Origin of the sequence: Pseudoalteromonas sp. AOP31-A2-14 (assembly GCF_052378035.1) — a bacterium.
In the GTDB taxonomy this organism is placed as follows: domain Bacteria; phylum Pseudomonadota; class Gammaproteobacteria; order Enterobacterales; family Alteromonadaceae; genus Pseudoalteromonas.
On the sequence record NZ_JBQSXI010000001.1, the window covers coordinates 3,327,698 to 3,352,500 of the forward strand.

The 24,803-nt window shown below is 39.5% G+C and carries 24 protein-coding genes, 2 rRNA genes and 1 pseudogene (1 of these 27 cut by a window edge); 13 read left to right on the forward strand and 14 right to left on the reverse strand.

The genetic code is table 11. The features are described from left to right. Positions 1-25 precede the first annotated feature (25 nt). Complete coding sequence (locus ACT3S9_RS15450) at positions 26-652, reverse strand: DUF2057 domain-containing protein (RefSeq protein WP_444751068.1); 627 nt, start codon at positions 650-652, stop codon at positions 26-28. Positions 653-745: 93 nt separating this feature from the next. Here ACT3S9_RS15450 and ACT3S9_RS15455 point away from each other — a divergent pair, with 93 nt between their 5' ends. The 3 genes from ACT3S9_RS15455 (at position 746) to ACT3S9_RS15465 (ending at position 4,274) form a co-directional block, all read left to right on the forward strand. Next, positions 746-1,117, forward strand: coding sequence for a histidine triad nucleotide-binding protein (locus ACT3S9_RS15455; protein WP_441835907.1), 372 nt, complete (start codon positions 746-748; stop codon positions 1,115-1,117). Between the two features lie 224 nt (positions 1,118-1,341). Further along, positions 1,342-1,998, forward strand: a complete 657-nt coding sequence (locus ACT3S9_RS15460) for a response regulator transcription factor (protein WP_441993487.1) — start codon at positions 1,342-1,344, stop codon at positions 1,996-1,998. A gap of 119 nt (positions 1,999-2,117) precedes the next feature. Further along, positions 2,118-4,274: an ATP-binding protein gene (locus tag ACT3S9_RS15465; protein ID WP_444751069.1), complete on the forward strand. Its 2,157-nt coding sequence runs from the start codon at positions 2,118-2,120 to the stop codon at positions 4,272-4,274. A 136-nt stretch (positions 4,275-4,410) separates the two neighbouring features. Here the strand turns inward: ACT3S9_RS15465 and ACT3S9_RS15470 are convergent, their stop codons facing one another. Continuing rightward, complete coding sequence (locus ACT3S9_RS15470) at positions 4,411-5,829, reverse strand: mannose-1-phosphate guanylyltransferase/mannose-6-phosphate isomerase (RefSeq protein WP_441835904.1); 1,419 nt, start codon at positions 5,827-5,829, stop codon at positions 4,411-4,413. A 129-nt stretch (positions 5,830-5,958) separates the two neighbouring features. On the opposite strand from ACT3S9_RS15470, the gene ACT3S9_RS15475 reads away from it, so the two are divergent. Beyond that, positions 5,959-6,438, forward strand: a complete 480-nt coding sequence (locus ACT3S9_RS15475) for an RNA-binding protein (protein ID WP_441835903.1) — start codon at positions 5,959-5,961, stop codon at positions 6,436-6,438. A gap of 212 nt (positions 6,439-6,650) precedes the next feature. Here the strand turns inward: ACT3S9_RS15475 and ACT3S9_RS15480 are convergent, their stop codons facing one another. Then, a complete protein-coding gene (locus ACT3S9_RS15480; protein WP_301563131.1) occupies positions 6,651-7,688 on the reverse strand; it encodes an IS110 family transposase in 1,038 nt (345 codons plus the stop codon). A 295-nt stretch (positions 7,689-7,983) separates the two neighbouring features. Between ACT3S9_RS15480 and ACT3S9_RS15485 the strand changes: the two are divergent. From ACT3S9_RS15485 to ACT3S9_RS15500, 4 genes and pseudogenes are all read left to right on the forward strand, one after another. Then, a pseudogene (locus ACT3S9_RS15485) lies at positions 7,984-8,082 on the forward strand (Lrp/AsnC family transcriptional regulator); the annotation flags it as partial. A 70-nt stretch (positions 8,083-8,152) separates the two neighbouring features. Next, positions 8,153-10,882, forward strand: coding sequence for an ATP-binding protein (locus ACT3S9_RS15490; protein WP_441992950.1), 2,730 nt, complete (start codon positions 8,153-8,155; stop codon positions 10,880-10,882). Continuing rightward, positions 10,866-12,236, forward strand: a complete 1,371-nt coding sequence (locus ACT3S9_RS15495; RefSeq protein ID WP_441836585.1) for an alpha/beta hydrolase — start codon at positions 10,866-10,868, stop codon at positions 12,234-12,236. Before ACT3S9_RS15490 ends, ACT3S9_RS15495 begins: the two co-directional genes overlap by 17 nt. Further along, positions 12,229-13,374: a GNAT family N-acetyltransferase gene (locus ACT3S9_RS15500; protein WP_441992949.1), complete on the forward strand. Its 1,146-nt coding sequence runs from the start codon at positions 12,229-12,231 to the stop codon at positions 13,372-13,374. The genes ACT3S9_RS15495 and ACT3S9_RS15500 overlap by 8 nt, the downstream gene beginning before the upstream one ends. On the opposite strand, the gene ACT3S9_RS15505 is transcribed toward ACT3S9_RS15500, so the two are convergent. Continuing rightward, the gene (locus tag ACT3S9_RS15505) at positions 13,354-13,944 is read right to left on the reverse strand and encodes a DUF938 domain-containing protein (RefSeq protein WP_441836197.1); all 591 of its coding nucleotides are present in this window, start codon (positions 13,942-13,944) and stop codon (positions 13,354-13,356) included. The genes ACT3S9_RS15500 and ACT3S9_RS15505 overlap by 21 nt on opposite strands. A gap of 181 nt (positions 13,945-14,125) precedes the next feature. On the opposite strand from ACT3S9_RS15505, the gene ACT3S9_RS15510 reads away from it, so the two are divergent. The 5 genes from ACT3S9_RS15510 to ACT3S9_RS15530 all read left to right on the forward strand — a co-directional run bounded on the left by ACT3S9_RS15510 (position 14,126) and on the right by ACT3S9_RS15530 (position 17,074). Beyond that, the gene (locus ACT3S9_RS15510) at positions 14,126-14,305 is read left to right on the forward strand and encodes a hypothetical protein (RefSeq protein WP_441836196.1); all 180 of its coding nucleotides are present in this window, start codon (positions 14,126-14,128) and stop codon (positions 14,303-14,305) included. Between the two features lie 103 nt (positions 14,306-14,408). Next, positions 14,409-14,774, forward strand: a complete 366-nt coding sequence (locus tag ACT3S9_RS15515; RefSeq protein ID WP_441836195.1) for a hypothetical protein — start codon at positions 14,409-14,411, stop codon at positions 14,772-14,774. Positions 14,775-14,782: 8 nt separating this feature from the next. Beyond that, complete coding sequence (locus tag ACT3S9_RS15520) at positions 14,783-16,159, forward strand: class II fumarate hydratase (RefSeq protein WP_441836194.1); 1,377 nt, start codon at positions 14,783-14,785, stop codon at positions 16,157-16,159. A 142-nt stretch (positions 16,160-16,301) separates the two neighbouring features. Further along, positions 16,302-16,769 carry a hypothetical protein gene (locus ACT3S9_RS15525; RefSeq protein ID WP_441836193.1) on the forward strand — a complete coding sequence of 156 codons (468 nt, stop codon included), beginning with the start codon at positions 16,302-16,304 and terminating at the stop codon, positions 16,767-16,769. 128 nt (positions 16,770-16,897) lie between these two features. Then, on the forward strand, positions 16,898-17,074 hold the full coding sequence (locus ACT3S9_RS15530; RefSeq protein WP_441995894.1) for a hypothetical protein: 177 nt from the start codon (positions 16,898-16,900) through the stop codon (positions 17,072-17,074). Positions 17,075-17,091: 17 nt separating this feature from the next. Here ACT3S9_RS15530 and ACT3S9_RS15535 read toward each other — a convergent pair whose 3' ends face one another. The 10 genes from ACT3S9_RS15535 to ACT3S9_RS15580 form a co-directional block, all read right to left on the reverse strand. Continuing rightward, a complete protein-coding gene (locus ACT3S9_RS15535) occupies positions 17,092-17,277 on the reverse strand; it encodes a hypothetical protein (RefSeq protein WP_441836192.1) in 186 nt (61 codons plus the stop codon). Positions 17,278-17,340: 63 nt separating this feature from the next. Continuing rightward, positions 17,341-17,658: a hypothetical protein gene (locus ACT3S9_RS15540; RefSeq protein WP_441836191.1), complete on the reverse strand. Its 318-nt coding sequence runs from the start codon at positions 17,656-17,658 to the stop codon at positions 17,341-17,343. After that, complete coding sequence (locus ACT3S9_RS15545; RefSeq protein WP_444751070.1) at positions 17,655-18,293, reverse strand: DUF4178 domain-containing protein; 639 nt, start codon at positions 18,291-18,293, stop codon at positions 17,655-17,657. Before ACT3S9_RS15545 ends, ACT3S9_RS15540 begins: the two co-directional genes overlap by 4 nt. Before the next feature lie 71 nt (positions 18,294-18,364). Then, entirely contained in the window at positions 18,365-19,057 is a 693-nt protein-coding gene (locus ACT3S9_RS15550) for a PspA/IM30 family protein (RefSeq protein WP_441992948.1), read from the reverse strand. 24 nt (positions 19,058-19,081) lie between these two features. After that, complete coding sequence (locus ACT3S9_RS15555; RefSeq protein WP_441836188.1) at positions 19,082-19,495, reverse strand: YjfI family protein; 414 nt, start codon at positions 19,493-19,495, stop codon at positions 19,082-19,084. A gap of 80 nt (positions 19,496-19,575) precedes the next feature. Next, on the reverse strand, positions 19,576-21,228 hold the full coding sequence (locus ACT3S9_RS15560) for a polyamine aminopropyltransferase (RefSeq protein WP_444751112.1): 1,653 nt from the start codon (positions 21,226-21,228) through the stop codon (positions 19,576-19,578). A gap of 72 nt (positions 21,229-21,300) precedes the next feature. Beyond that, positions 21,301-22,200, reverse strand: a complete 900-nt coding sequence (locus tag ACT3S9_RS15565; RefSeq protein WP_444751071.1) for a DUF350 domain-containing protein — start codon at positions 22,198-22,200, stop codon at positions 21,301-21,303. A 38-nt stretch (positions 22,201-22,238) separates the two neighbouring features. Continuing rightward, positions 22,239-23,153, reverse strand: coding sequence for a CHAD domain-containing protein (locus ACT3S9_RS15570; protein ID WP_444751072.1), 915 nt, complete (start codon positions 23,151-23,153; stop codon positions 22,239-22,241). A 520-nt stretch (positions 23,154-23,673) separates the two neighbouring features. Further along, positions 23,674-23,788 (reverse strand): 5S ribosomal RNA (gene rrf, locus ACT3S9_RS15575). A gap of 143 nt (positions 23,789-23,931) precedes the next feature. Continuing rightward, positions 23,932-24,803: ribosomal RNA gene (locus tag ACT3S9_RS15580) — 23S ribosomal RNA — on the reverse strand; it runs 2,015 nt beyond the window's last position.

Consider the following 24,803-nt stretch of genomic DNA (forward strand, 5'->3'; position numbering starts at 1 on the left):
TTAAAAGGACAACCAATCCTACCCCTTACTTTTTAGTCACTTTGTTCAAAAATGCTTGGCGCTCTTGTACTGTCGCTTTTTGCCACCAAAAATCTAGCATTGCCGCTGCGCTCGGTTCTTTTTGCGTGGCTGCATGGCGACTCGATGCTTTAGCAGGAAATATTGCTGCCTTGCCCGTAGTAACCGTTGCTGTAGCGACCTGTGCTGGGGCTACTTGCTTAACAGTGGGTGCTGCGCTTACTTTTGGGCTACTAAGTATACTTAACGGTTCAGCCAGCGCACTCCCTTTAGGTTTAAGGCTAACTTGGGGTGACTCGGCAAATGCTTTAGCAGCTACAGCATTATCAGCACGATTAAACACGACCTCGTAATCTGTACCTTCATCAATGGTAACTTGCACCCAAAATGGTTTTGAATCAACAGTGGTATGGTTGTCATAACCTTGTTCGTATAAATCCGTGTACCTAAGTTTTAATTTATGTGTACCCGGCGCCAATTCGATATCATCAACACGGCTAAAAAATGACTGTTCAATCACTCGATCATCGGCTTGCAGTGGGACCAACTCTTCAGGAAAGTGAATGATTTCTGCCACACTATTTAAACTAAAGCACAATGCAGCAGCTGTTGTTAGTCTTATTAATTTACGCATACTTACCCCTTTATGTTTAATTTCAGTTTGACACCACAAACAAATTTTGTCATTAGTGGGGGAATCTTATGTAATCTATAATATGAGTATAAAATGAGCCAAGAGACTATTTTTAGTAAAATAATCAACCGTGAAATTCCCGCCGACATCATTTATGAAGATGAGCAATCACTCGCTTTTAAAGACATCAACCCGCAAGCGCCTTTTCATGTTTTGATTATCCCAAAAAAAGCGATTGCGACAATTAATGATATTACCGAAGAAAATGCATCATTAGTGGGCCATTTATACGTAGTTGCAGCAAAACTCGCTAAACAACATGGATTTAGTGATGATGGCTTTCGAGTTGTGATGAATTGTAACGAGCATGGCGGACAAACTGTTTATCATATTCATTTACATATGCTAGCGGGTAAGGAAATGGGATGGCCACCATACCAAGCTAAGAAGAAAGAATTGCATTAAGTTTTTTAATGTAATTTTATGTAAACAACACCTTTGCTATAGATTGGGTTACAATAAAAAATAGCAATAAATACAAATATATAAAACAGAAAGAAAACAAAAAATTACACAAGATAGTACTAAACTAGCAATAAAACTGTATTTACATAGGAAACTTCTAATACTAAAGGCCCGTCTTGCATGATAGGATTCATAAGTCAACTTTATTCAAGAGTATGTAAACCATGAGCAATTCAGCCTTTTTACTATTAGACGTAGAACCGATTAATACGATTGGTATCAATGTATTAGAACCCCTTTTGAAAACTCAGGGGCTTGAGGTAACGACTGGGACTAATATCGCCGACGTACCTGAAGACACCCGCTTATTGTTTATTGAAGCGTCAAGCCGAGATGCTTGGAACAAGCTAAAAGAGCAGTTCGTTAATTTGCGTTTTAAGTGCGATATTGTATTGTTTAATTTAGACGAAAATCCTGAACTTGCTAATCGCGCCCTATTAAGCGGTATTCGCGGCGTATTTTACACCACTGATAACGCTGATGTATTAATGAAAGGCATCCGCCTGCTACTTGAAGGCCAGCTTTGGTATCGCCGTGATATCATGTGTAACGCGCTAAACCGTATGTTGCAGTTTAATCAAGACACTCTTCATAAGTTGACCGACGGCGATATTGAGCCAATAAAACTCACTAAGCGAGAAAAAGCAATTATTGCCTTAATGAGCAATGGTTCTAAAAATAAAGAAATTGCCGAAGAGCTAAGCATTAGTCCGCATACAGTTAAAACTCACTTATACAGTGCATTTAGAAAAACCAAATGTCGTAACCGTATTGAGTTACTATCATGGGCCCAGCAAAATATTCCTGACGAAATTCGTTAGTTTTATCGAAAATAGGCACTTTTTTGAGTGCCTATTTCTCTTCTGCCGATAAGCGTTATATTTATTTAGCTATAGCGCCATCGTTTTGATGCGGCTAATTCTTTTCGCTTGGAACCGCAATGCTCGACTCCGTAACCCTTTATTTTACCAGCGCCGCCATGATGCTAGTAATGGCATTATTGAACTTCCTTACTTGGCGAGCCAATAAAAAAACCCCCGGTACACTACTTTATATTTATTATCCATTAATGGTGTTTGCCGCCGTAATGAGCTTTGCTGTTCATAGCTATTTAGATAACACCACCATTGGTGGTTTAGCCTATGGTTTATTCTTTAGTGCATCTATCATTCATGCCTTAGTAATTAGTCAATTTTTAAATTATCGCGGCGTGGAGTTTAAAATCTTTGTTGCCGTGACGATTATACTTGCTGGTGTATTAATGTACTTTAGTGCGGTTGATTCTAACTTGCGTAACCGCGTGCTCGCTTCTGACTTACAGCATATCTGTGAAGCGATTTTTTTACTGTATTTATTCATTCGGTTTGCCCGTAAAGCCTATCCAAATGGCAGTATTGTTTATATTTTGATTCTTAGTATTATTGTCATCGTATTTACACTGCGGGCATTTTTAATGGGCGAAGTTGACCGCTCAACACTCATCAATGAAAACTGGTTTAGTATCACCTTATTTATATACGGCGTCATTGCACCGATGTTCTACGCCACTGGCATGGCACTATTGTGTAATGAACGCCGAGAACAAAACTTAAATCAACTCGCAGAAAAAGCACATAAAGATTTAGAAATTCGGGGCTTATTTTTATCTACTATTAGCCATGAAATACGTACACCACTAAATGGAATTTTAGGCAGTGCGCAGCTTATTTTGAACCAATCAAGCGATCCCCGTGATAAACCTTATTGTGAAGCCATTATTAACTCTGCCGAATCGCTAAACTTACTCGTTGATAAAGTGCTCGACTATGCGAGCCTTGATCAACATAACGAAGCCCTTTATGAAGAAGATGTAGAGTTTAAAACTTGGCTTAATAATTTATGTTTATTACTGAGCCCGCTTGCAGAACAAAAGAACTTAACCTTTTCACTTTCCTACCAGTTACCTGAACAAGCCTGTTACTACTGCGACCAACAAAAATTACGGCAAATTATTATTAATCTAGTGGGTAATGCCATAAAGTTTACTGATCAAGGAAATGTCAAAGTTAATATATCATTACTTGAAGAACGCCAGCTTGAGCACCGTGTTCGTATCAGCGTGATCGATTCAGGCCCTGGCATTGAAAATGACGAAATTGAATACCTTACCGAGCCGTATATACAAAGTAATGCCGGCAAAGAAAAAGGCGGTACTGGCCTTGGCCTTGCCATAACAAGCCGCTTACTGGGTAAACTAAATAGCCAATTAAACATCACCAGTGAGCTAAATAAAGGGAGCTCTTTTAGTTTTGATATTAACCTCACTATTGGTGAGTTAAGCCTTGTTGAGCAGCGTCATCAATCAAAAGATTACTTAACCGGGCTCGACGTTTTGCTGGTCGAAGATTTAGATCTAAACCAAAAAATTGCTATTGAGTTTATGGCCGATGATGAGCATAAAATCAAGCTCGCTAGAGATGGTAAAAGTGCTATTGAATTGATGCAGCGGCACCATTTTGATGTCGTGCTGCTAGATATGAACCTGCCTGACTTAAATGGTCAAGATGTACTTAAAGCACTAAAAAAAATTGATCATAAAAACCAGCGTACACCTGTACTTGCGTTTACTGCAAGTCTAAGCCCCGATGAGATTAAAGAGTACTTCGCGTTGGGTATTAAAAATATTGTTGGCAAACCAATTAAGCAGCAAAAGTTACGCCAAGCTCTCAGTGACTCTCAAACCACGCAAAGCTCTAACTTTGCGGTTGATCTGAGTGATGTGTTGTACGACCAAAGCGCCGCTGATACATTAAAAAGTTCATTTAGTGAAGATGAAGTATCGTCAATTTATAACGAGTTTGTACTCTCTGCGCGTAATAAACTCATTCGCGCCCAACAACTTTGCGAACAACAACCAGAGCAATGTATAAAAATACTCCATCGCCAAGCCAGCACCGCCCTGCAACTAGGCTTTAATCGCTACGGCATGGAGCTTAAAAAACTCGAACGACGCTTACTCGACAATAAACCGCTTAAAGAATCACTTACCGACACTCTCGTGCTTTGGCAAAGCAGCCTAGAGCAGTATTTAAAGTATGTACGGAGTCAACTGAATTAGTTGGCTAGTTGCCGATAGTAAGGCTTCAAGGGACAAGTGCTTTGCTCTAGCAACATTCTAAAATAGCCTGTAAACACGGATTTATTCCACGCTTTTAATTCATTATCCGCCTAACTTTACTCTTTCTGCTATGGCGCTATTTACGTCCATACTGATCGTCAAAGCGTTCTATATCCGCTTCATCTAAAATCCCACCGGTTTGCACTTCAATCAGCATAAGAGGTTCATTTTGTCCATTAGCTAGGCTATGAATTTGACCGGCAGCTATATAACATGACTGGTCGGGTGTTAACGTATTTGCTTTTCCATCAATGTTTACATCAGCAGTACCTGATACCACCACCCAATGCTCAGCACGGTATTGATGGCGCTGAGTAGAAAGCTTTGCACCTGGAGTTACAATTATTTTCTTTACTTTAAAGCCAGCGCCTTCAACCAATACCCGATAACTACCCCACGGTCGATACACAGCTTGATGATGGATCAGTTTATTACTACTTTTAACAGCTAATCGCTTTAATAATTCAGGTAACTGATCTAGCTGGTTTTTATCAGCTACTAATGTGGCATCATGAGTGTGAATAACAGCTAAGTCTTTGACCCCTAAAGCGGCAATAGTATGGCCGCGCTCACTATTGAGTAAGTTATTTTCACTATTTAACAACACTGCATCTGCGTTTTTGTTATTGCCTTGCGCGTCTTTTTCTGCACTTTGCCACAAAGCATTAAAACTGCCTACATCATTCCATTTAAGCGCAAGTGGTAGTACCGCAACATTAGGGCTTCTCTCTAAAATAGCATAATCAATCGAATCACTTGGGCAATTTTGTAATGCACTTTCATCTGCGCGAGTAAAATCTAAATCGTGTGAAAACACCGCAGCATTCGCTACACTCTTGGCTATTTTAGGGGCAAAGCGCTCAAGCTCAGCAAGGTAAGCTTTAGGAGTAAATAAAAACATACCGCTGTTCCACGCATAACGACCATCTACAAGATATTGCTCAGCGACTGCGAGGCTTGGCTTCTCTTTAAACTCATCGACCTCAAAACAATAACTATCAGTAATCGGCGAGCCTTGCTTGATGTAACCATAGCCACAATTTGCAGAGTCAGGCTTGATAGCAAAGGTAATTAATTTGCCTTGCTCCGCGAGTTTTATTGCATCAGGTAGCTTATCTATAAGTAACGAGAAATTATCAATATGATGATCAGCAGGCATCACTAGCATCGGTGTATTCATACCTTGCTGAAGTGAAAAATGTGCTGCAAGTGCAATTGCCGGAGCGGTATTTTTACCTTCGCGTTCAAGTAATAATGCTGTGGGATCCACATGCTGTTGCTTACATTGGTCACTTGCAATAAAGCGGTGTTGTTCGTTGCACACTAAAATTGGCGCATTAAAAAATGGGGGATTTACCCGCTTGAGTGTATTTTGTAGTAGTGACTCATCCCCTAGCAACGGCAAAAATTGCTTTGGCATAGCTTGGCGCGATAAAGGCCAAAGTCGCGAACCAATACCCCCTGCTAAAATGACAGGAGTAACTGATGAAGTCATACTAAACACACCATATACAAACAAATGCTAAGTTTAGCAAACTACTCTGTGTGAAGATATTTGAATTACACAAAGCCGTTTACATGCTAGGTTTATATACGCAAGTCATCAACTTGGATTAGAATATTCATGTATAAATTGTTTGTTTTATTACTTACCGTTTTTTATAGCCATATAGCCGCAGCAAAAACAAATGTGTATCACTGCACTATTGAGGGTACTGCCACCTTTAGCCAGTTTCCATGTGGAAAAGACGCCAAAAAAGTTAATATCGCTGTTACTAATATCGCTAAATCTGCGGTAAATAATGACGACCAAGGCGTATCTGCCGAAATAGGAAACTACCTCACAGGGCAACAGATTGATCGTCAAATAAAAAAAAGTAAAAATAATATAAAAAAATTACAAGAGCAGCTTAATAGCCGAAAAATTCAAATAGATTATATGACTCAAGACAGCGCTAATCGTTTAGGGGCTAGTTCTATTAGCGATGCTATTACTCAACAGCGTAATAAAGTTGACCAACTTTATAAGCCTAAAATAGAACAGCAGCAAAAACAGATTGATCAGTTAACAGCGCTTAAAAGCAAAATAGATCAGGGTAGCTAGGGTCTTATATGGACTCCCTATTAATGTCAAAAATAAAATTGAAATAAATTAGATGCTAGCTTATATACGGGCTCAAATTGAGGAGCTACCCCTGGCCTCAAATGTATTCGCACCTTCATGACTTTTCTGTTGAGCAGTTTTTCAAACTTCAGACCCTAACAGTCTATTGAAGGTCGGTCTTACCTATTTCAATCGATCTTTCTGACAAGTCTTTAAGCCACAAGTAATTGTGGCTGATAATCTTTGTTATGCTTTTGCATTGCAAAAGCCGTTCTGATTGTTTTATTTGCTAACGCTATAGCGGCTACTTTTTTGCCTCGACGTACACTTAATGCTTTTAACCATATATCTTTTTGGCTACGAACTTCTCTTTTTTCTAGTTGTGAAACAACAGCTAATGCGCCTTTATACAAAGCACTACGCAGCTTCTTATTTCCTACTACTTTAGATATCGAGCCTATATTTTGTTTTCCCCCGCTACTATGCTGTACTGGTGTTAGACCAAAGCAGGCCGCAGCTTCTCGACCATTTTTAAAATGGGTTATATTACCTAGTGCTATTTTAATCAGTATTGCACAGACAGGTCCCACGCCTTCTAATGCTTGCAAACGTATACAGGTTTGATCTTCTTTAATTACTTCATGCAATTGCTTTTCAATCAGCTTCACCTCTTCAATCGCCTCAGTAAAACGCTGATAAACTCGGTTAATTGTGAAGCGAAAAGCGCCTGTTAGGCTGTTTTCAGCATCTTCTAATATCTCAGGTATCGCTTGGGTCAACTTCGTATCCCCTTGAGCAATTGGGTAACCAAACTCTAACAATAAAGCTCTTAGTTGATTACCTAAACTGACTTTTTCTTTGACTAATAAATCACGCATACATTCAATGCCTTGTAAGCATTGCTCTTGCACTGAAAGTAAACGACTTCCTTTTATATGAGGCTGTCTCGCTGCAACTGAAATAGCCAGCGCATCATTTGCATCGGTTTTCTGCCCTTGACGAAACGCTTTTACCTGTCGCGCGTTAATCGCTTTGATCTGGTGCCCTGCCTGTTTAGCAAATTGCGCCCAATAATGCGTTCCGCCACATGACTCCATAGCAACTAAAGATTGCTTTTCTTTAATTAATAACTCTTTAAGCTTGGCTCTGCTTATTGTTTTGTTATAAATAACTTTGCCATTGCTTTGCGTTTTGCAAACTTGAAATAAATTTTTTGCTAAATCAATCGCTATCACATTACAATTCAACATGTATGGGCTCCTTAGTAAAAGTTTGGACACTTATTACGTTACTTCTGATGGAAGTGGGAGTCCATACATCTGTTGACCTTACAGGAGTAAAACTTGTTCAACCTAGGGACGATTTAATCGCGGCGCGAGATTTGTAACCTAGTGGACTAAGTAAAATCAGAGCAAAGCTTGCGCGTCCTGATCACGCCCTTTATCTGCATCCTTTTAGGCAACAAATAGTTAATCCCCTTTAGGACAGCGTGTTTGCTATTTATGCTACATTACTGTGTGTTTATTAGGCAGCCACACTACATATTTTGTTAAATATAAGCTTGGAACGATTAATTTTATTGCTAATATAGAATCGACAGTAGTGCTAAAGCAATCATTTAGTAAATATAATTTACCGCTGTAAAAGCATCTGTAAATCAACTACTCTTGATAATAAGTTAAAGGTCAACTCATCCTAGTTAATAAGGAAGTATGTGAAGGTTTTTCTGTCACCACGCTTTTCGTTGGTATTTTATATCCTTTTTGCATTTGGCTACTTTTTAACAGGTAAGCTGCTTACTAACTTTGCATTTGAATCTCAAGTTATACCTATTTGGCTGCCTGCTGGAATTGCGCTTGTTGGTTGTTTTATTTGGTGGTGGCGCTTTGTACCCGCACTCTTTTTAGCCTCGATATTCTTTAACCTGAGCATTCACGATAACCTAACTGGTGAGCAGATACTGGTTGGCAACACTTTAAAAGAAGTTACCTTAATTGGCTTTGGGGTTGTGTTACAAGGCATGATTGGCGCCGCTCTTTTAAAATACAGGCTTGGTCATCCTCTTTACTTAAAAAAACGTAAATCTATATTCTATTTCATTTTAGTGATTGCCATAGCGGTAAGCGCTATATCTGCTAATATCGGCATGCTCGGATTAAGCTTTTTTAACCCTTTATATAGCAGCGAAAACCATTGGAATAATGTTATATTTTGGTGGCTTGGCGATATACTAGGCGTATTAATCACCGCGCCCTTTTTACTCGCACTTATACAAATTAAGAAAAAACAAAACTATATAACCTCATTACCCACCATAACAGTATGTTTAGTGCTGTTTATTTCTGTGGCTGCAACATCAAAATTATATAACCAAGAAACTCGCTCTAACGGAATTAAAATTGCGGAACGAGAAACTCGAGTCATTGAGAACAGTTTATACCGTTATATAAATCGTAGTTTAATCGCCGTGCAAAGCTTAGCAGGAAAAATTCAAGCAACCCCAACTCTAAGCCTACAAGAGTTTAATAGTTACACTGAAGAACTACTCCATCAGCATGAGTTTATTCGCGCAATGTCATGGAATATTAAAGCTGCGCAGTCTCAACGAACAGAATTAGCCGGGCAACTTAGCGAGGTTTACCAAAAAAATATAACTATTGAAGGGCCATCACTTACAAAAAGTGATCCACTCGTGATTATTAAATATAGCGCTCCTTATGATGAAAATAAAAATGTGATTGGCTATAACCTATTTTCAAAGCCCGATCGAAGAGCCTCTTTATTAAAGCCTGAGTTACGTTACCGGCCTGTTGGCTCTGAAATTATTCAACTATTAAAAATGCAGCAGCCACAAGCAGCCTATTTATTATTTGCACCTGTTTACCAGCAAAATAACGAACAAGAATTAATAAAAGGCTATGCCACAGGGGTGTTTTTAGTCGAGAGCATAATTTCTAAAGCTCTCAGTGCCGAACAATTTGAAATGTTTACTTTAAGTATTTACGAACAAGGTAAAAAAACACCATTTTATAGTAATAAAGATAAAACCATAAAGCCCGCCAAAGGCCTTGAAACCGCAGCCTTTGATATTAACTTTGCTAGCCAAACTTGGCACTTAGAATTAACCCTTAAAGAGCAGTTTTTATCCCATCACAATAATCAACTAACCCTGTTTTTATTATTTTTACAGGTTTTTGTTACGGCGCTTATTTTATTGGTACTGTTGTTATTTAACCACCAGCATGTCGCTTTAACTCGGTTAGTAAAAGAGCGAACTCGCTCATTAGTAAAGGCTAAAAAGCAATCAGACTTTGCTAACCAAGCTAAAAGCCGTTTTTTGGCCAATATGAGCCATGAAATACGTACACCTTTAAACGCAATAATTGGCTTTTCAAGCTTAGCGCATCAACAAGATAGCGCTAAAACCTTATTGAATTACCTTGATAAAATAGGGCTATCATCAAAAATTTTACTTAGCTTGATAAATGATGTGCTCGATATTTCTAAAATTGAGTCTGATAAATTAGTTTTAGAGGTAACCCCTTTTGACTTCAACGCGCTAATCCAACGAATTAATAGCATGTTTGAGCAAAGTGCTAATACCAAAGGCATTGTTTGGCAGGTGAATAATCAACTACCAACAGAAGGTTGGTTTTTGGGCGATCCCACCCGTATTGAGCAAGTACTGCTTAACCTATCAAGTAATGCAATTAAGTTTACAACCCAAGGGCAAGTAACCATGAGCGCTACAGCAAGCCCTATAAACGAGCATACAATAGAGATAAATATTGCTGTTACTGATACCGGTATTGGCATTTCACAAGCTCAACAGGCCACTTTATTTGATGCATTTACTCAAGCCGATAGCTCAACCTCAAGGCAGTTTGGTGGTACAGGTTTAGGCCTAACTATCGCCAAAGAACTAAGTAATTTAATGCAAGGCGATATCACCTTGCATAGTAAAGAAGGCGAAGGTTCTACCTTTACTTTTTCACTTAAACTCGCTCAATGTGAAGCCAAACAACAAACGGTTAATCAAGTAGTACCACAAGACTTATCAACATTACGTATTTTAGTTGCTGAAGATAATCCAATTAATCAGTTGGTTATCAAAGCCATGCTCGACTCATTGATGATTACACCGACAATTGTTGGTAACGGAAAGTTGGCTGTAGAGCAAGTGAAACAACAGTCGTTCGATCTAGTGTTAATGGACTGCCAAATGCCGGTAATGGATGGCTACCGCGCCACAGCGCTTATCCGTGAATTCAAAACAGCTTCTGAGCTCCCAATTATTGCACTCACAGCTGATGTTATGCCACAAGATAAAGCCCACGCTCTCGCAGTTGGATGTAATCAACACCTTGCAAAACCGTTAGAACTCGATAAGCTAACCGCGTGTCTTAAAAACTATACTACAAGTACTGATGAGCCTAACAATTAAGATAAAAAAATTATTTTTGCTACTAATCACCACGGTAACATTAAGCGCACAAGCCGAAGGACAAACTTGCCTTGAGCAATTAACCGACACGCAACTTATAATGCAAAGCAAGGAGCAAGGTTTATTTCGTTTTGAAAATGACACTCCAGCGCCTTCCTTCAACTTTGCGAGCAACCGTCCATTTAGTGAATATTTAAAGTTTGCTTATCAGCATATAGCTATTAAAAATCCGCGCTCAAAACTACCTTGTCCTATAATAACGGATACTTATAAACTGCTAGTGCGTCAAGGTGCACGCCCTGCAGATGCGACAGTTAATGACTTAATTGCTCCCTTTGAATTACAGCAAAGCAACAACCAAAAAGCAGTTTTACTTATCCATGGCTTAACCGACTCACCTTTTACTTATCATGATTTAGCCGCCTTTTATTACAAACAAGGCTACACCGTTCGCACTTTGTTATTGCCAGGCCACGGAACTGCAGCTGATGCATTGAGCTCTATATCAGCCAAAAAATGGCAACAAGCAACACAATATGCAATTAAGCAAACCGTTGAAGATTTTGATCAGGTTTTATTAGGAGGTTATTCAACAGGTACAGCTTTGATTATTGATTATATAACGTCTAAACCCGTTAACCCTAAGCTTTCAGGTGTTATGCTATTTTCACCTGCGAGCGAGCCACATAATAAAAACGGCTGGCTTGCCAAGTGGATTGATTACATTCCATTTATTGACTGGATTGATGAAGATGCCGACATTGATTTTGCCAAGTATGAATCGTTTCCATTTAATGCCGCTGCAGCAGCTGACGAAGCAATGGCCGCGGTATCACAGGCAAGCATACAAAAACGTACTATTCCTAACCTAGCTATTTTTAGTGCATTTAGCGAAGCTGATACCACGATAGACAACCAAGCGACGTTGCAACTATTAAATACCTTACACGACCCGAAAAAGCGCCCCGCAAACAAATTAGATAGACTGATTTTTTATGGTAATAAAGCCGCGATCCCGACTGATTTTGCCAAAGGTTACATCGTAATAAATCCACAGTGTAATAAAGAGTTGTGTAAAAACATTTTCAATATATCCCATATTGCTATTCCTAACGCCCCTGACAACCCACACTACGGAGTGAGCGCCCACTACCGAAATTGTGGCAGTTACTTGAACGATGATATACTTTATAAGCAGTGTAAAAGTAATCCAGATCCTAATATGGGAGAACGCACAGCGCACAATTTAGCGAAATATGCACCTCTACAGCGTTTAACTTTTAACCCTTACTTTAATGAGTTAACAGAACAAATGGCGATATTTATAAAGGCTGTTGAAAATAACAATGACTGAACAACAATTATTTAGCTATCGCTGGCTTAATAGCATTACTGAGATAGATGCCACAACATGGCAAACTTTTTTTTCAGATAACCCTTTTACTGATCATGGTTTTTTATTAGCGCTTGAGCAAAGTGGTTGTGTTAATGAAACTACAGGCTGGCAGCCAAAACACTTAGCAATTTATCAGCACGAGCAATTGGTAGCACTTGCCCCAGGCTATGTAAAAACGCACTCTTACGGCGAGTACGTATTTGATTGGGCATGGGCTGAAGCCTATGATAAAAACGGCTTAGATTATTACCCAAAATGGATATCGGGCTCGCCGTTTAGCCCGGTTGAAGGGCCACGTATTGCCATTAAGCACAAAACACCAACATTGATTTATAAATATATTAGCCAGCTACTTGATCAGCAATGCCAAGAAAATGGCTGGTCTGGTTGGCATATTAACTTTTGCTCAGAGCAACAGGTAGAGGCACTTAGTGAGCACTCAGCAATGCGACGCTTAGGAGTGCAGTTTCAGTGGTTTAATAGATCTTATACTCATTTTGATGATTTTTTACTACAACTTACGGCACGTAAGCGAAAAGCCATTAAAAAAGAGCGCGCTAAAATAACCCAACAAGGCATTACTATAGAGTGGTTGCAAGGCGAGCAAATAACAGCGGCTATTGTCGAGCAATTCTGTGAATTTTATCAGCGCACTTATTTAAAACGTTCTGGCCACTTGGGTTATTTAAACCCGCAGTTTTTCACTTTGCTGTACAATTTAATGGCCGATAAATTAGTAATTATGCAAGCAAAACATGGTGCTCAGCTTATTGCTGCAACATTAAGCTTTATTGACGGGCAAACCTTATATGGTCGTTACTGGGGAGCAAGCGCAGACGTTGACTGCCTGCACTTTGAGCTATGTTACTACCAAGGTATTGAATACTGCATTAAACATAACCTAAATTGCTTTCACTCGGGCGCTCAAGGGGAGCATAAAATCAGCCGTGGATTTGAAAGCGTATTTACCTATTCAGCACACGCGATTGCTCATCCAGAGTTTCGTTTAGCCATTGCGGACTTTTTAAAACGTGAAAGCAGTCACTTAAAAATTTATCACCAGCAATGCCAAACGCTACTGCCGTTTAAACAATAAAATTTGGTTATTTGCAGGCATTTTAATATCATCCTCAAGAATAAGACCTGCTTGCTCTGCTAATTTTAAAATTGCCTCAAAGTCGCGAATACCACTTTGTTCATCTTGTCGTTTTAAAAACTGATCAAACGCTTGGTTACTCTCGCTTGTATATTGTCCTTGATACTTAAAAGGTCCGTAAATAGCAAGCTTGCCTTGGCTTGGTAAGTGCACTTTGACTTCAGTAAAAAACCGCTCGACTAACGTCCAGCTAATAATATGTAATGTATTTGCACTAAAAATAGCGTCTATTTTATTAACCGGCCAAGTATTATTAAGATCAAGCTCTATAGGTAAATGTAAATTACTCAGTTGCACTTCTCGGTGCCATAATTCAATCGCTGCATGATTTATTACCCGATCGCTAGTATGCCACTGTAAATGAGGTAAGTGGGCAGCAAAATACACACTGTGTTGCCCTGTTCCTGAGCCTACTTCTAATACATTTCCGACATCACAAAAATAACTTTTTAATACTAAAAGTATTGGTTCTTTATTATTTTCACAGGCTTGCGAGTATGGTTTGATCATGCTGTTTTGCACCAAGTTTGGAAAATTATGGTCACCAGTAGAGCAAACTTACTTACTTTTGTCTTCTATTAAATAGCTAGAATAACAATAAGTATCAATAATTCAGTTAGTTACAAATAATCATTTTGATTGGTATGACTTATGCAATCTTAGTTTTAAGCAACTAAACTGGAGAGTAACTATGTATATTTCCCCTTATACAGCATTAGATGCAGCGTTTGCTGCAAGCGAAAAAAGTAAACTAGATAACAGCTTAGCTGTAGACGAAAGAGCCACTGTCATCAACTTATTATCAGAGGTAAATAACAAGGAAGAAAGCCATCATGCGACAGACCAAGCTTTTATTCTTGGCTATAATTAAAAGTCATCATACTTGCCAATATGATCTGCCAATAAAAGAAACTTGCGAATAAACCGCTTAGATGTAATGATAACTATTATCGTTACATCTAAGCGGTTTTGTTATGCATCCACATCAAGCTATACTTTATTATCAACACCAAATGAAATGTGTATGTCACCGTCCGGGGTTACATGCTCCAGCTTTAGTTGCAAACTATATAGAAGCAGGTTTGATGGTTGCTAAATGCTATGAAAAAAATCATAACATATTATTGCAAGAGCTATACTTACGACGCACTTTTCATGAACTAATTAACAAGATGTGCGATTCGTTAGTACATAACACCATCAGAAAACAATGTTTAGAACAGCTTTATAAATCACAAATGGCCTTAAAGCGCTTTTATAAAACCCATAATGGTATTGAAAAATATCTCATCCTCGAACGAGAAGCCCGTATTCTCAGTCACGAATTCAACCCATTTTAGGAGCTAATATGAGCACATTTAGAACCGAATCAGACAGCATGGGCGAACTACAAGTCCCAATAGATGCTTTATATAAAGCGCAAACACAGCGTGCCGTCAACAACTTTACAGTAAGCGGCTTAACGATGCCTAAGCAATTTATAACCGCACTTGCTTATGTAAAACAAGCTGCAGCACAAAGTAACTGTGAGTTAAATCATTTAAGTAAGCCTAAGGCACAAGCAATTGAGAAAGCATGCCAAGAAATTATAGATGGCCAGCATCTTGAGCACTTTCCTGTAGATATTTTTCAAACTGGCTCAGGCACTAGCACAAATATGAATGCTAACGAGGTTATTGCCACTCTCGCCTCCCGCTATGGTGAAGAAGATATTCACCCAAATGATGATGTAAACATGGGGCAAAGCTCTAATGATGTGATCCCAACAACTATCGCGGTAAGTAGTGCAATAAATTTAGTTTATGAGCTATTTCCTGCTCTTACTCACTTATCGCAAACACTCGAAACTAAAAAGTCTGAGATTGGCGAAGTGGTTAAAACAGGACGTACTCATTTAATGGATGCTATGCCAGTGACCTTTGCGCAAACCTTAGGTGCTTGGCAACAGCAAGTTGATAACGCCATGACTGGTATTCAACATAGCCTAGAAACGGTTACTATGCTTGCCCAAGGTGGTACAGCTGTAGGTACCGGTATTAATGCTGATCCTGCATTTTCTGAGCAATTTTGTAAAAGCCTCAGCGCTAATGTCGGTATTCGTTTCAGTCCCAGCAAAAACTTCTTTTATAATATTGGCTCGCAAGATGCCATTGTCGCACTTTCGGGTCAATTAAAAGTGCTAGCCGTAGCACAAATGAAAATAGCCAATGACTTACGCTGGATGAACTCAGGACCCCTTGCTGGGCTTGGTGAAATAGAACTTGAAGCATTACAGCCTGGCTCATCAATTATGCCAGGCAAAGTAAACCCCGTAATTCCTGAAGCTGCCGCCATGGTAAGCGCACAAGTAATTGGTAATGATGCAACGATTACTGTCGCCGGCCAATCTGGTAATTTTGAGCTTAATGTTATGCTACCTGTAATTGCTTATAACACTTTACAAAGCATTGAATTATTAGCAAATAGTAGCCAGCTAATGGCCGACAAAGCAATTACTAGCTTTACTGTTAGAGAAGATAATTTAGATAAAGCGCTGGCAAAAAATCCAATCTTGGTAACTGCACTCAACCCCGTAATTGGTTATGAAAAAGCAGCTAAAATCGCTAAGCAAGCTTATAAAAGTGGTAAGCCGATTATCGATGTTGCAGAGCAAGAAACTGACTTACCACGCAGCGAACTTGAAAAGCTACTTAACCCAACCAAACTTACGCGAGGCGGTTTGTAGAATTTCAACTACACACCTTAAAAGCGCGGCATTAAAGCCGCGCTCACTGCAAGGCTTACATTTGATAATGCTGGTTTTTTATTGCCGTGAAAAATACACCGTGTATGATAGTAATTCATTGTGATCACATTTACGGTTATTTATGCGTCTACCTATTTTTGCTGTTTTATTACCTCTTTGTTTGTCTGCTTGCACAGACGCAGACACGGGCAAGAACTCACTGACACCGGCAGATAATGAAGTCGAAAAACCTATAAATACAAAAATAACTCCACAATCCAAAACCTCAGTCAGCAAAGAAAGTATTCAACAAACTCGTAAACAACTTAACGCCCAAATTGACACTCGGTGTGATAGCAGCACACAGTGCCAAGTACTCCCGGTAGGTAATCGTGCTTGCGGTGGCCCAAGTAGTTATATCGTATATTCTAACAAAACCACTAATCTGCAAAAAATAGAACAGCTTGCGGATAAAGTAACAGCGCAAGAAAGTCAATTTAATGCCCAAACCGGTATGATGAGTATTTGCCAGCATTTATCTGCACCTAGTGCACAATGTGTAGAAAATAAATGTGTTGAGATTGAAGGCGATGCGAAAAGTGTTTATTAAAGGAAATTATATGAAGTGGTTTCATATTCTAAATTAGTGATAGCCGGTTTATTAATTTGTTAGTGGCTGTAAGCACAGGCTCAAATAACGCTGACAACCTCTCATAATCTAACCAAGCACTTAACGAATTGGTTGCCTGTTCAACGTTAAATACTGAGCAAAAAGCCGCAGAGCAACTAGCAAATAAAATTACAGAGCAAGTGACAATAGCCAATCAAGCCAGCGGAGCCAGTGATTGTTTACCGATACTGCCAATACAAACATTATGTATTAGCAACCCATGCCAGTCGTTTAATCTAAAATAAACATAGTGTTTAATGGGCTAAGCCAATAATGGCATTAGTGCAGAGATCACGATGACTACGACAATACAAGCACAGGCCTTAAAAATATACTCTATTGGCATTTGATTTTTAACCCAATAAGCATAAATAAAGCGCACAAAATAACTAGCTGCGGTGCCAAATAAAGCAAATATTAATAAGTAAGCGATTAAAACTGTATTCACAACAACTCGTTATTATAATGATTTATACTCAGTGTAAGGACTTAGCTCAACAAAGGCAAAAGACTAAAGCTTATTGGTGTGCGCAATTAATAGCTCAGCAACCTGTTGTTTAACTGCGCGCTTATCATCAGCATCAACGTCAAAGCGCTCTGCTAATAAAGCTATTTCTTCATCATTAAGGTTAAACGATAAACGCTGGCGGGTTTTTTTTGACTTTACATCAAGAGCCAAAATTTTACGAATCATATCCGACGGTGTAAGTTCTTGGTCAATCGCTTGTTTTTTTATTGATTTTTGCACTTCGCTACTTAAGTCAAAGGCCATTTGAGTTGCCCTTACGGCCTGCTCTTGGCGTTGCCATTTGGCCTTTGCATCACTCACTTACCGTCTCCGGGGAACAAATCAACAATATCAGAGACTGGACGAGTAAGCGTAAGTGAGACCTCAGTTTCACCGCCATCCCAAATTTCAATATTAAGGCTGTGGCTTTCATCATCTGACGCTAAACAAATCATTTCACAGGGTTCTCCACCGTCTTGTTCATAGCGTGGTAATGCTTGATGACGATAATCTTGCTTATGAAAGTAACAAACGAATGCTGACTCACTTTGTTGATAGCTTTTAGCTAAAAACTGTATATAACGCTCAGGCGTATTATTAACTGTTATATGAGTTAATTCATCTTCATCAAAAATACGCGAAAATTCATCTAAGGTAAAAATTTCATCCACTTCGTCGCGCTGGATTTTTATTGAAAAGTTAGCCCATTGCTCTCCGTCTTCATCCTCAATTTGCAAAAAAACCACTTGGCCGCTGTTGGTCTCAAGCACCAACTCGGTATCACTGCTATGTTGATATTGATATGTTTGTACATCAACAACTCGCACAGTTTGACCTTTTAACCAACTAGGATAAGCAAACGAATCAATAATACTCAGCATATCGCCTTTTTTAAGTTCACTCGGTTGGCTTAACTGACGTTCTGGTTTTTTTTTCGATTTAAAAAAATTAAACATTGGGTGCCTCTTAAGTAAAAAAGGCAACGAGCGAATGCAACGTTACCTTTTTATGAATATAAACAAAAATGTTAGCCGTTTTGCTTAGCTTTAATGCGGGCTAAAATATCAGCACTTTTTGGATTAGTATCACCGATGCCTGCTTCGGCCATTTTTGATTTTAAATCGTCGCCATTCGCATCAGCTTCAAGCTCTTTTGCTGCACCAAGTTGATCTTGACGATCTTGCTGGCGTTGCTTAATACGCTCAAGCGACTGACGTGCATTAGTCATCGATGAGCTGTTAGTATTCAGTGTACTATTAACAGCCATTGTCGCTTGTTGTACGCTTTCTGTGGTTTTTACCATAGTTAGCTGGCGCTGGTTTTCTTTAATTGACTTTTCAGCATCTTTTACTTGCTTTTTTAGCGTAACAATGTGATTACTAAAACCAGCTAAGACTTGTTCATGCTCTGATTTTTCAGCTTCAAAATCACCAATTTTTTCAGCTATTTCTATCGCTAATGCTTCATTATCTTTTTCAAGCGCTTGTCCTGCGTATGCTTCATGTTCAGCAATTGAAGCATCAATAGCACTTAACTTACGCTTAGTTTGCATTTCTTTAGCCATAACTTCTGTTAGGCTTTTCTTAGCACGGTGTAAGGCATTTTTCGCATCTGCTATTTCTTGCTCAAAAATGCGGATACCATTGGCATCAACAACGGCTTCACCGGCTTCACGAGCGCCACCACGTACGGCAGTAAATAATTTCTTTAAAATACTCATAATCTTAACTCCAGTATTCAATAATTAATCGTTTAAATAGATAGTCACAGCTTCAAGAGCATCAATTGCATTATCAGCTAAAGCCACTAATTCATGAGTAATATCATCAAACGATGAATTCACAGATAGTGCGCCAAAAATTGCGTATTTGTTGTCAATCTTTGCAAATGCACTTAGCGGGATAGGTACATTTAAACGTAATAATGTTTCGTTTAACTCATGACGTAATTCAGTTTTTACTTCGTCATTTTCAAACAGGTAACTAATACACAGCAATTGCTCTTGGGTTTGAGTAACAAAAATTGGAAGCTCATCATTTCCCTCAACAATGACTTGTAGCACATCTTGTTCACCAGGGTTGGCAATCAAGAAAGATTCAAAGCTCACACCTTCGGTTTCAAAAGACGCCAGTTTTATTGAAAGTTCATTTAATTCCATGTTTCTGCCTTTTTGTCGATTGACATATTATGTCTGAGTTAAGATTCTCACGGAAGACATATTATGTCAACCGTGTTTTATTAATTTTTATACAATTCACTTTCTACTTGCCAAGCTGTACGGTAATAATCGTATAGTTGACCAGAGCCTAACCTATTGACCTTAACGTCTTTAACTTGTTCAAAGTAATGGTTAGGAAATATAAAGCTAGCCTGTAAATACTCTTTACTTATCCATCTAGATGGCACCGGCATATTGTTTATATTTTCAATTCGTCCACTGGCTGGTTGGCCCATTTTAGTGGCTATAGTCCAACCCCATTGCCCAAACGAAGGGATATTTTGTTGATACTGTTCGACATAACCAAAACCAGCTGCTTTAACCGTTTTACCTATACTTAAAAATGCTTTTTTAGCATGATAAGGCGAGGTAGATTGAACCGCCATTGCACCATCGGATGCCAATAATTGACGTACATGGTTGTAAAAGTAGTCGCTGTACATTTTGTTTAAATCAGGATGGTTAGGATCGGGTAAATCAATTAAAATAGTATCAAATTGCTTATTTTGATCGAGTAGATTTTCGACTTCTAAAAAAGCATCTCCCACTATGATGTGTGAACGCGAGTCTTGCATCGATTTATGATTTAGTTTTAACAAGCGGTTATTGATACTTTCAGGAGGAGTAAAGTCACCGTCTTTATGACCAAATAAGTTAAGCAGCTGTGCATCTAAGTCGATGAGTGTTACTTCGCTCACTGGCCATTTTAAAACATCTCTAAGTGCGAGCCCGTCGCCACCACCAATGATCAGTACTTTATCGTGTCGGTTTGATGCGAGCATCGCAGGGTAAACCAACATAGAGTGATATATTTGCTCATCAACACTTGAGAACTGCAAGCGTCCGTTTAAGTATAAATCGGTTATAGGTTGCGGCTGGTTTTTACTTAACCGCTCGGTTAAAACAACATGTTGATATTTAGTAGCTTGTGAGTAAATCACTTTATCTTTGTATAACACATTACTTAAGCTATTCATCCAACTAATGCCAAATACCAAAATAAAACCAAATAATGCCAGCAGTGCTATATGGCAAATTAAAAGTGCCTTAGCAAAGCGCACATGGGTATGGTAGCGCCATAAAAAGGCAAGCCCTGCAATTATATTAAAAAGTGCCGTCCATGCTGCAGCTTGCATTATAGGCATTGAAAGCATAATACTCACCCAAATAGCGGCACCAATACCAGCTCCAATATAATCTGCGCCATAAATAGTGCCGGCGTTATTTTCTAGAAATCGCCCATAAACATGTTGACGAATACGCGCTATAAGCGGTATTTCCATACCAATAAATAGCCCAAGAACTAAGCCAAATACGTAGGGTAAAAAACGTGACCATTCTTGAATTTTTTGAAATACATAACCGTTAAGTACAACATCAGGAGGTAAATTAAATATACTCGAAAATAAATGAGGGAGTGAATAACTTACGGCAATGACACCTGCTATAGCTAAAATGCAGCCCATGCCAAGCAAAGCAATAATGCTTTCTAGCCATGCAAAAGCGGTAAAAGCATCTTTAAACCAACGCGCTAAAAATGCCCCAATACCCATGGCAACAATCATAGTACCAATCATCGCATAAATAGCACTTTCAACAGAGCCAAGTACACGTCCGGCATAATGAGAAAGAAGGTATTCATAAATAAGGCCGCACCCAGCGAGTACGGCCATAACAGTAATTAATAAAAAGTCATGCCCAAGTAAGGAGAACTTACTTGGGGCTGTAGTTTCATGTGACAATCTCTATGCGCCTAGTAATGTAGCCATGGTTAAACCAACAGAAAATGATACTGCAGCAGAAATAGCACCCACACCTACATTCTTCTGACGATTAACTTCATCTGAAATATCGCAACCAGAAAGGATTATTTTAATTGTGATCAAGTGCAGAACAATGAATACCGCCAAGCAAATTACGGCACTAATAGCCCAATATAACAAACTTGCATTAATACTATCAGCTACATACGGTGCAATTCCTGAAGCAGCTGTAATCGCTAATGAGCTACCGATTAAAAAGCCTGCATAGCGAATACCTACAGCAAGATTGCCATCAACAATCGCTTGCTGTAGACAATCACCACTGCGATTCGTGCGCTTAAATAACTGCACTCTATATTGGCTAACTAATAACAACACAATACTACCAATAATAAATGCCGCTATGACGATTGGCAGACCTTGCCAGCCTTCTGTCGCCACCCAAAATAATGCTGAGCGTATAACAATTGCAACACTGACCACATGACCAAAATCTATAATAGCAGCCGTTGCATTACCTTTAACTATTTCATTGTGAAGACTTACTTTACGCAGTGCGACTTTATCTTGAAAAAAATGACCTAGCTTAATTAACACGATTGCTAACAGGCCATAACCTGCCATTTGTAGTGCTTCTTGTTGTAATGAAACAGCAAACGCACCACTACTAACACCTGAAAGCACAATAGCTAAAGCAACTAAACCCGCAGCAAAACTAATTCCAAAAGCAAAATTATCACGTTCCGTAATTTCGTCATTAGCATGTAAGTTGGACACCCAGCCTTTGATAAACTTAAGACTAACAAATAGCGCGATAATAATTGCAAAATCAATTGCCAGCGCTTGCAATGACCACATAGTTATTCCATTAAATTGAGACATATTCTTTAACTCCAACACTCATTCTTTTTATCAAGTCGTTATTTACCGCGACTAATGCCACGCGAGGTTCTACTGAAACTATTCCGCACTGAGCCCGATCTTTTACTATAACTACTGCGGCTTTTTGGTGGCGTATAACTACTTCGACTCAACCCTGATGCACCTGACTTTTTAGTCGAATAAGGGCTGGTAAATTGCCTACCTTGGCGCCGATACGACTGACTAGTTTTTGTTGCGAGTGCTGATTGTGCCTTCATTCTTTTAGGGCTTGTATAGCGGGCGCGACCATAATCATTATAGTAACTATACTTTCGATTGCGGCTCCAACGACCATATTCAACACGGTTAGATACATCACCAAAAATACGGTACATGCCATACCACTGCCAAAAACTAATACCGTTGCTATTAGTTTCCCAGTGACCGTAGTTAGGGTTGCCCACTAACTGATTGCCTTCACCTTCACCTTCAGCTTGTTGGCTAATAGCGCCAACACGCGCAAGCGAACCATTGGACATATCAGCCAACATATTTATAGGATCGGTTAATGCATCACCAAATAGTGTCAGCTTAGCTGCATCACGTAATAAATCTATATTACGTAACGTTTCATCATAAGGAGGGGTTGTATACGTACTTTTAATATCTCTGAGGCGCTCTGTGAGGCCACTGTAAAGCGCCCCATTACGTGTCGCATCTCTGCCTAACACCGAGGCTATTTGTGACAGCTCTGGCTGCTCTGTTTTGATAATTCGTACGTACTCTTTCAATATCCCTGCATTTCGAATTGAGCCATTATCTAATGCATTGCCAAGATTGTTTAACTCAACCTCTGCTTTACCAATAGATTGTTGAATTGTTTGTTTTAACTGCTCTTCTCTCGATTGGCAGCCCATAAGCAAGCTTATCAAACAAAACAGGCTTATAAGTTTCCAAGCTTTTATATTCGACATTCATGTCACCTGATTTACTAAATTAACTGGCGTAGTTTTACACATGTAAGCTATTAAACCAACAATGAAATTATAACAAATGATGATTGATTATGTTTTGCGTTGGGTTTGACTTATAAAAAGAGTAAATTTGTAATCCAAAGTTGAATGGATTTCATACCAAGCATTATTTTGTATCGGTTAAATGCAAGACCTATTGGTTTATTAAAGGGGTATAGAATGTACTTTATATACATTCGGCTACACTCAAAGCTATAAAGCACCACCTACCACAAGAATATATAATGTGCGGCGCAGAAGCGCTTTAGCCGGGATAGAATGTCTACAGAGCTCGTGAGCCACATAAATAATGTGACAGTATATGGTAAGTCGCAAGGCCTTCCATGAGGCTCGCCTAGGGCTGCTGTATTTCTTTTTGCGAGACTACTGAGTTCGGTACGGGGTCTTGGCTTGGTGTTTTTACTTTATTTCAGACGTAAAAAAGCCCGACTCTTTCGAATCGGGCTTTCTACAATTTGAAGCCTGGTAATGTCCTACTTTCGCATAACAAATGCTACACTATCATCGGCGCTGTTTCGTTTCACTACTGAGTTCGGCATGGAGTCAGGTGGGTCCAAAACGCTATTGTCACCAAGCAAATTTGGGCGTTAATTCGTATCGCTACAAACTAACTAAATTTGGAAATAGCTAATAATATTTTTTAAGTCTTTCAGTAATTATCTACTTTAGTCATATTAACTTCTGTATAAACTGTCGCATAAAACGCGTTTGGCGTTGTATGGTTAAGCCTCACGGGTAATTAGTACAAGTTAGCTTAACATGTCACCATGCTTCCACATCTTGCCTATCAACGTTGTAGTCTTCAACGGCCCTTCAGAGACTTTAAAAGTCTAGTGAGAAATCATCTCGAGGCCTGCTTCGCGCTTAGATGCTTTCAGCGCTTATCAGTTCCGAACGTAGCTACCGGGCAATGCCATTGGCATGACAACCCGAACACCAGCGGTTCGTTCACTCCGGTCCTCTCGTACTAGGAGCAACCCCTCTCAATTCTCAAACGCCCACGGCAGATAGGGACCGAACTGTCTCACGACGTTCTAAACCCAGCTCGCGTACCACTTTAAATGGCGAACAGCCATACCCTTGGGACCGACTTCAGCCCCAGGATGTGATGAGCCGACATCGAGGTGCCAAACACCGCCGTCGATATGAACTCTTGGGCGGTATCAGCCTGTTATCCCCGGAGTACCTTTTATCCGTTGAGCGATGGCCCTTCCATTCAGAACCACCGGATCACTATGACCTACTTTCGTACCTGCTCGACGTGTCTGTCTCGCAGTTAAGCTGGCTTCTACCATTACACTAACCGTACGATGTCCGACCGTACTTAGCCAACCTTCGTGCTCCTCCGTTACTCTTTAGGAGGAGACCGCCCCAGTCAAACTACCCACCAGACACTGTCCGTAATCCCGATTCAGGGACCAACGTTAGAACATCAAAACTACAAGGGTGGTATTTCAAGGTTGACTCCAACAAAACTAGCGTCTCATCTTCAAAGTCTCCCACCTATCCTACACATGTAGGTTCAATGTTCAGTGCCAAGCTGTAGTAAAGGTTCACGGGGTCTTTCCGTCTAGCCGCGGGTACACAGCA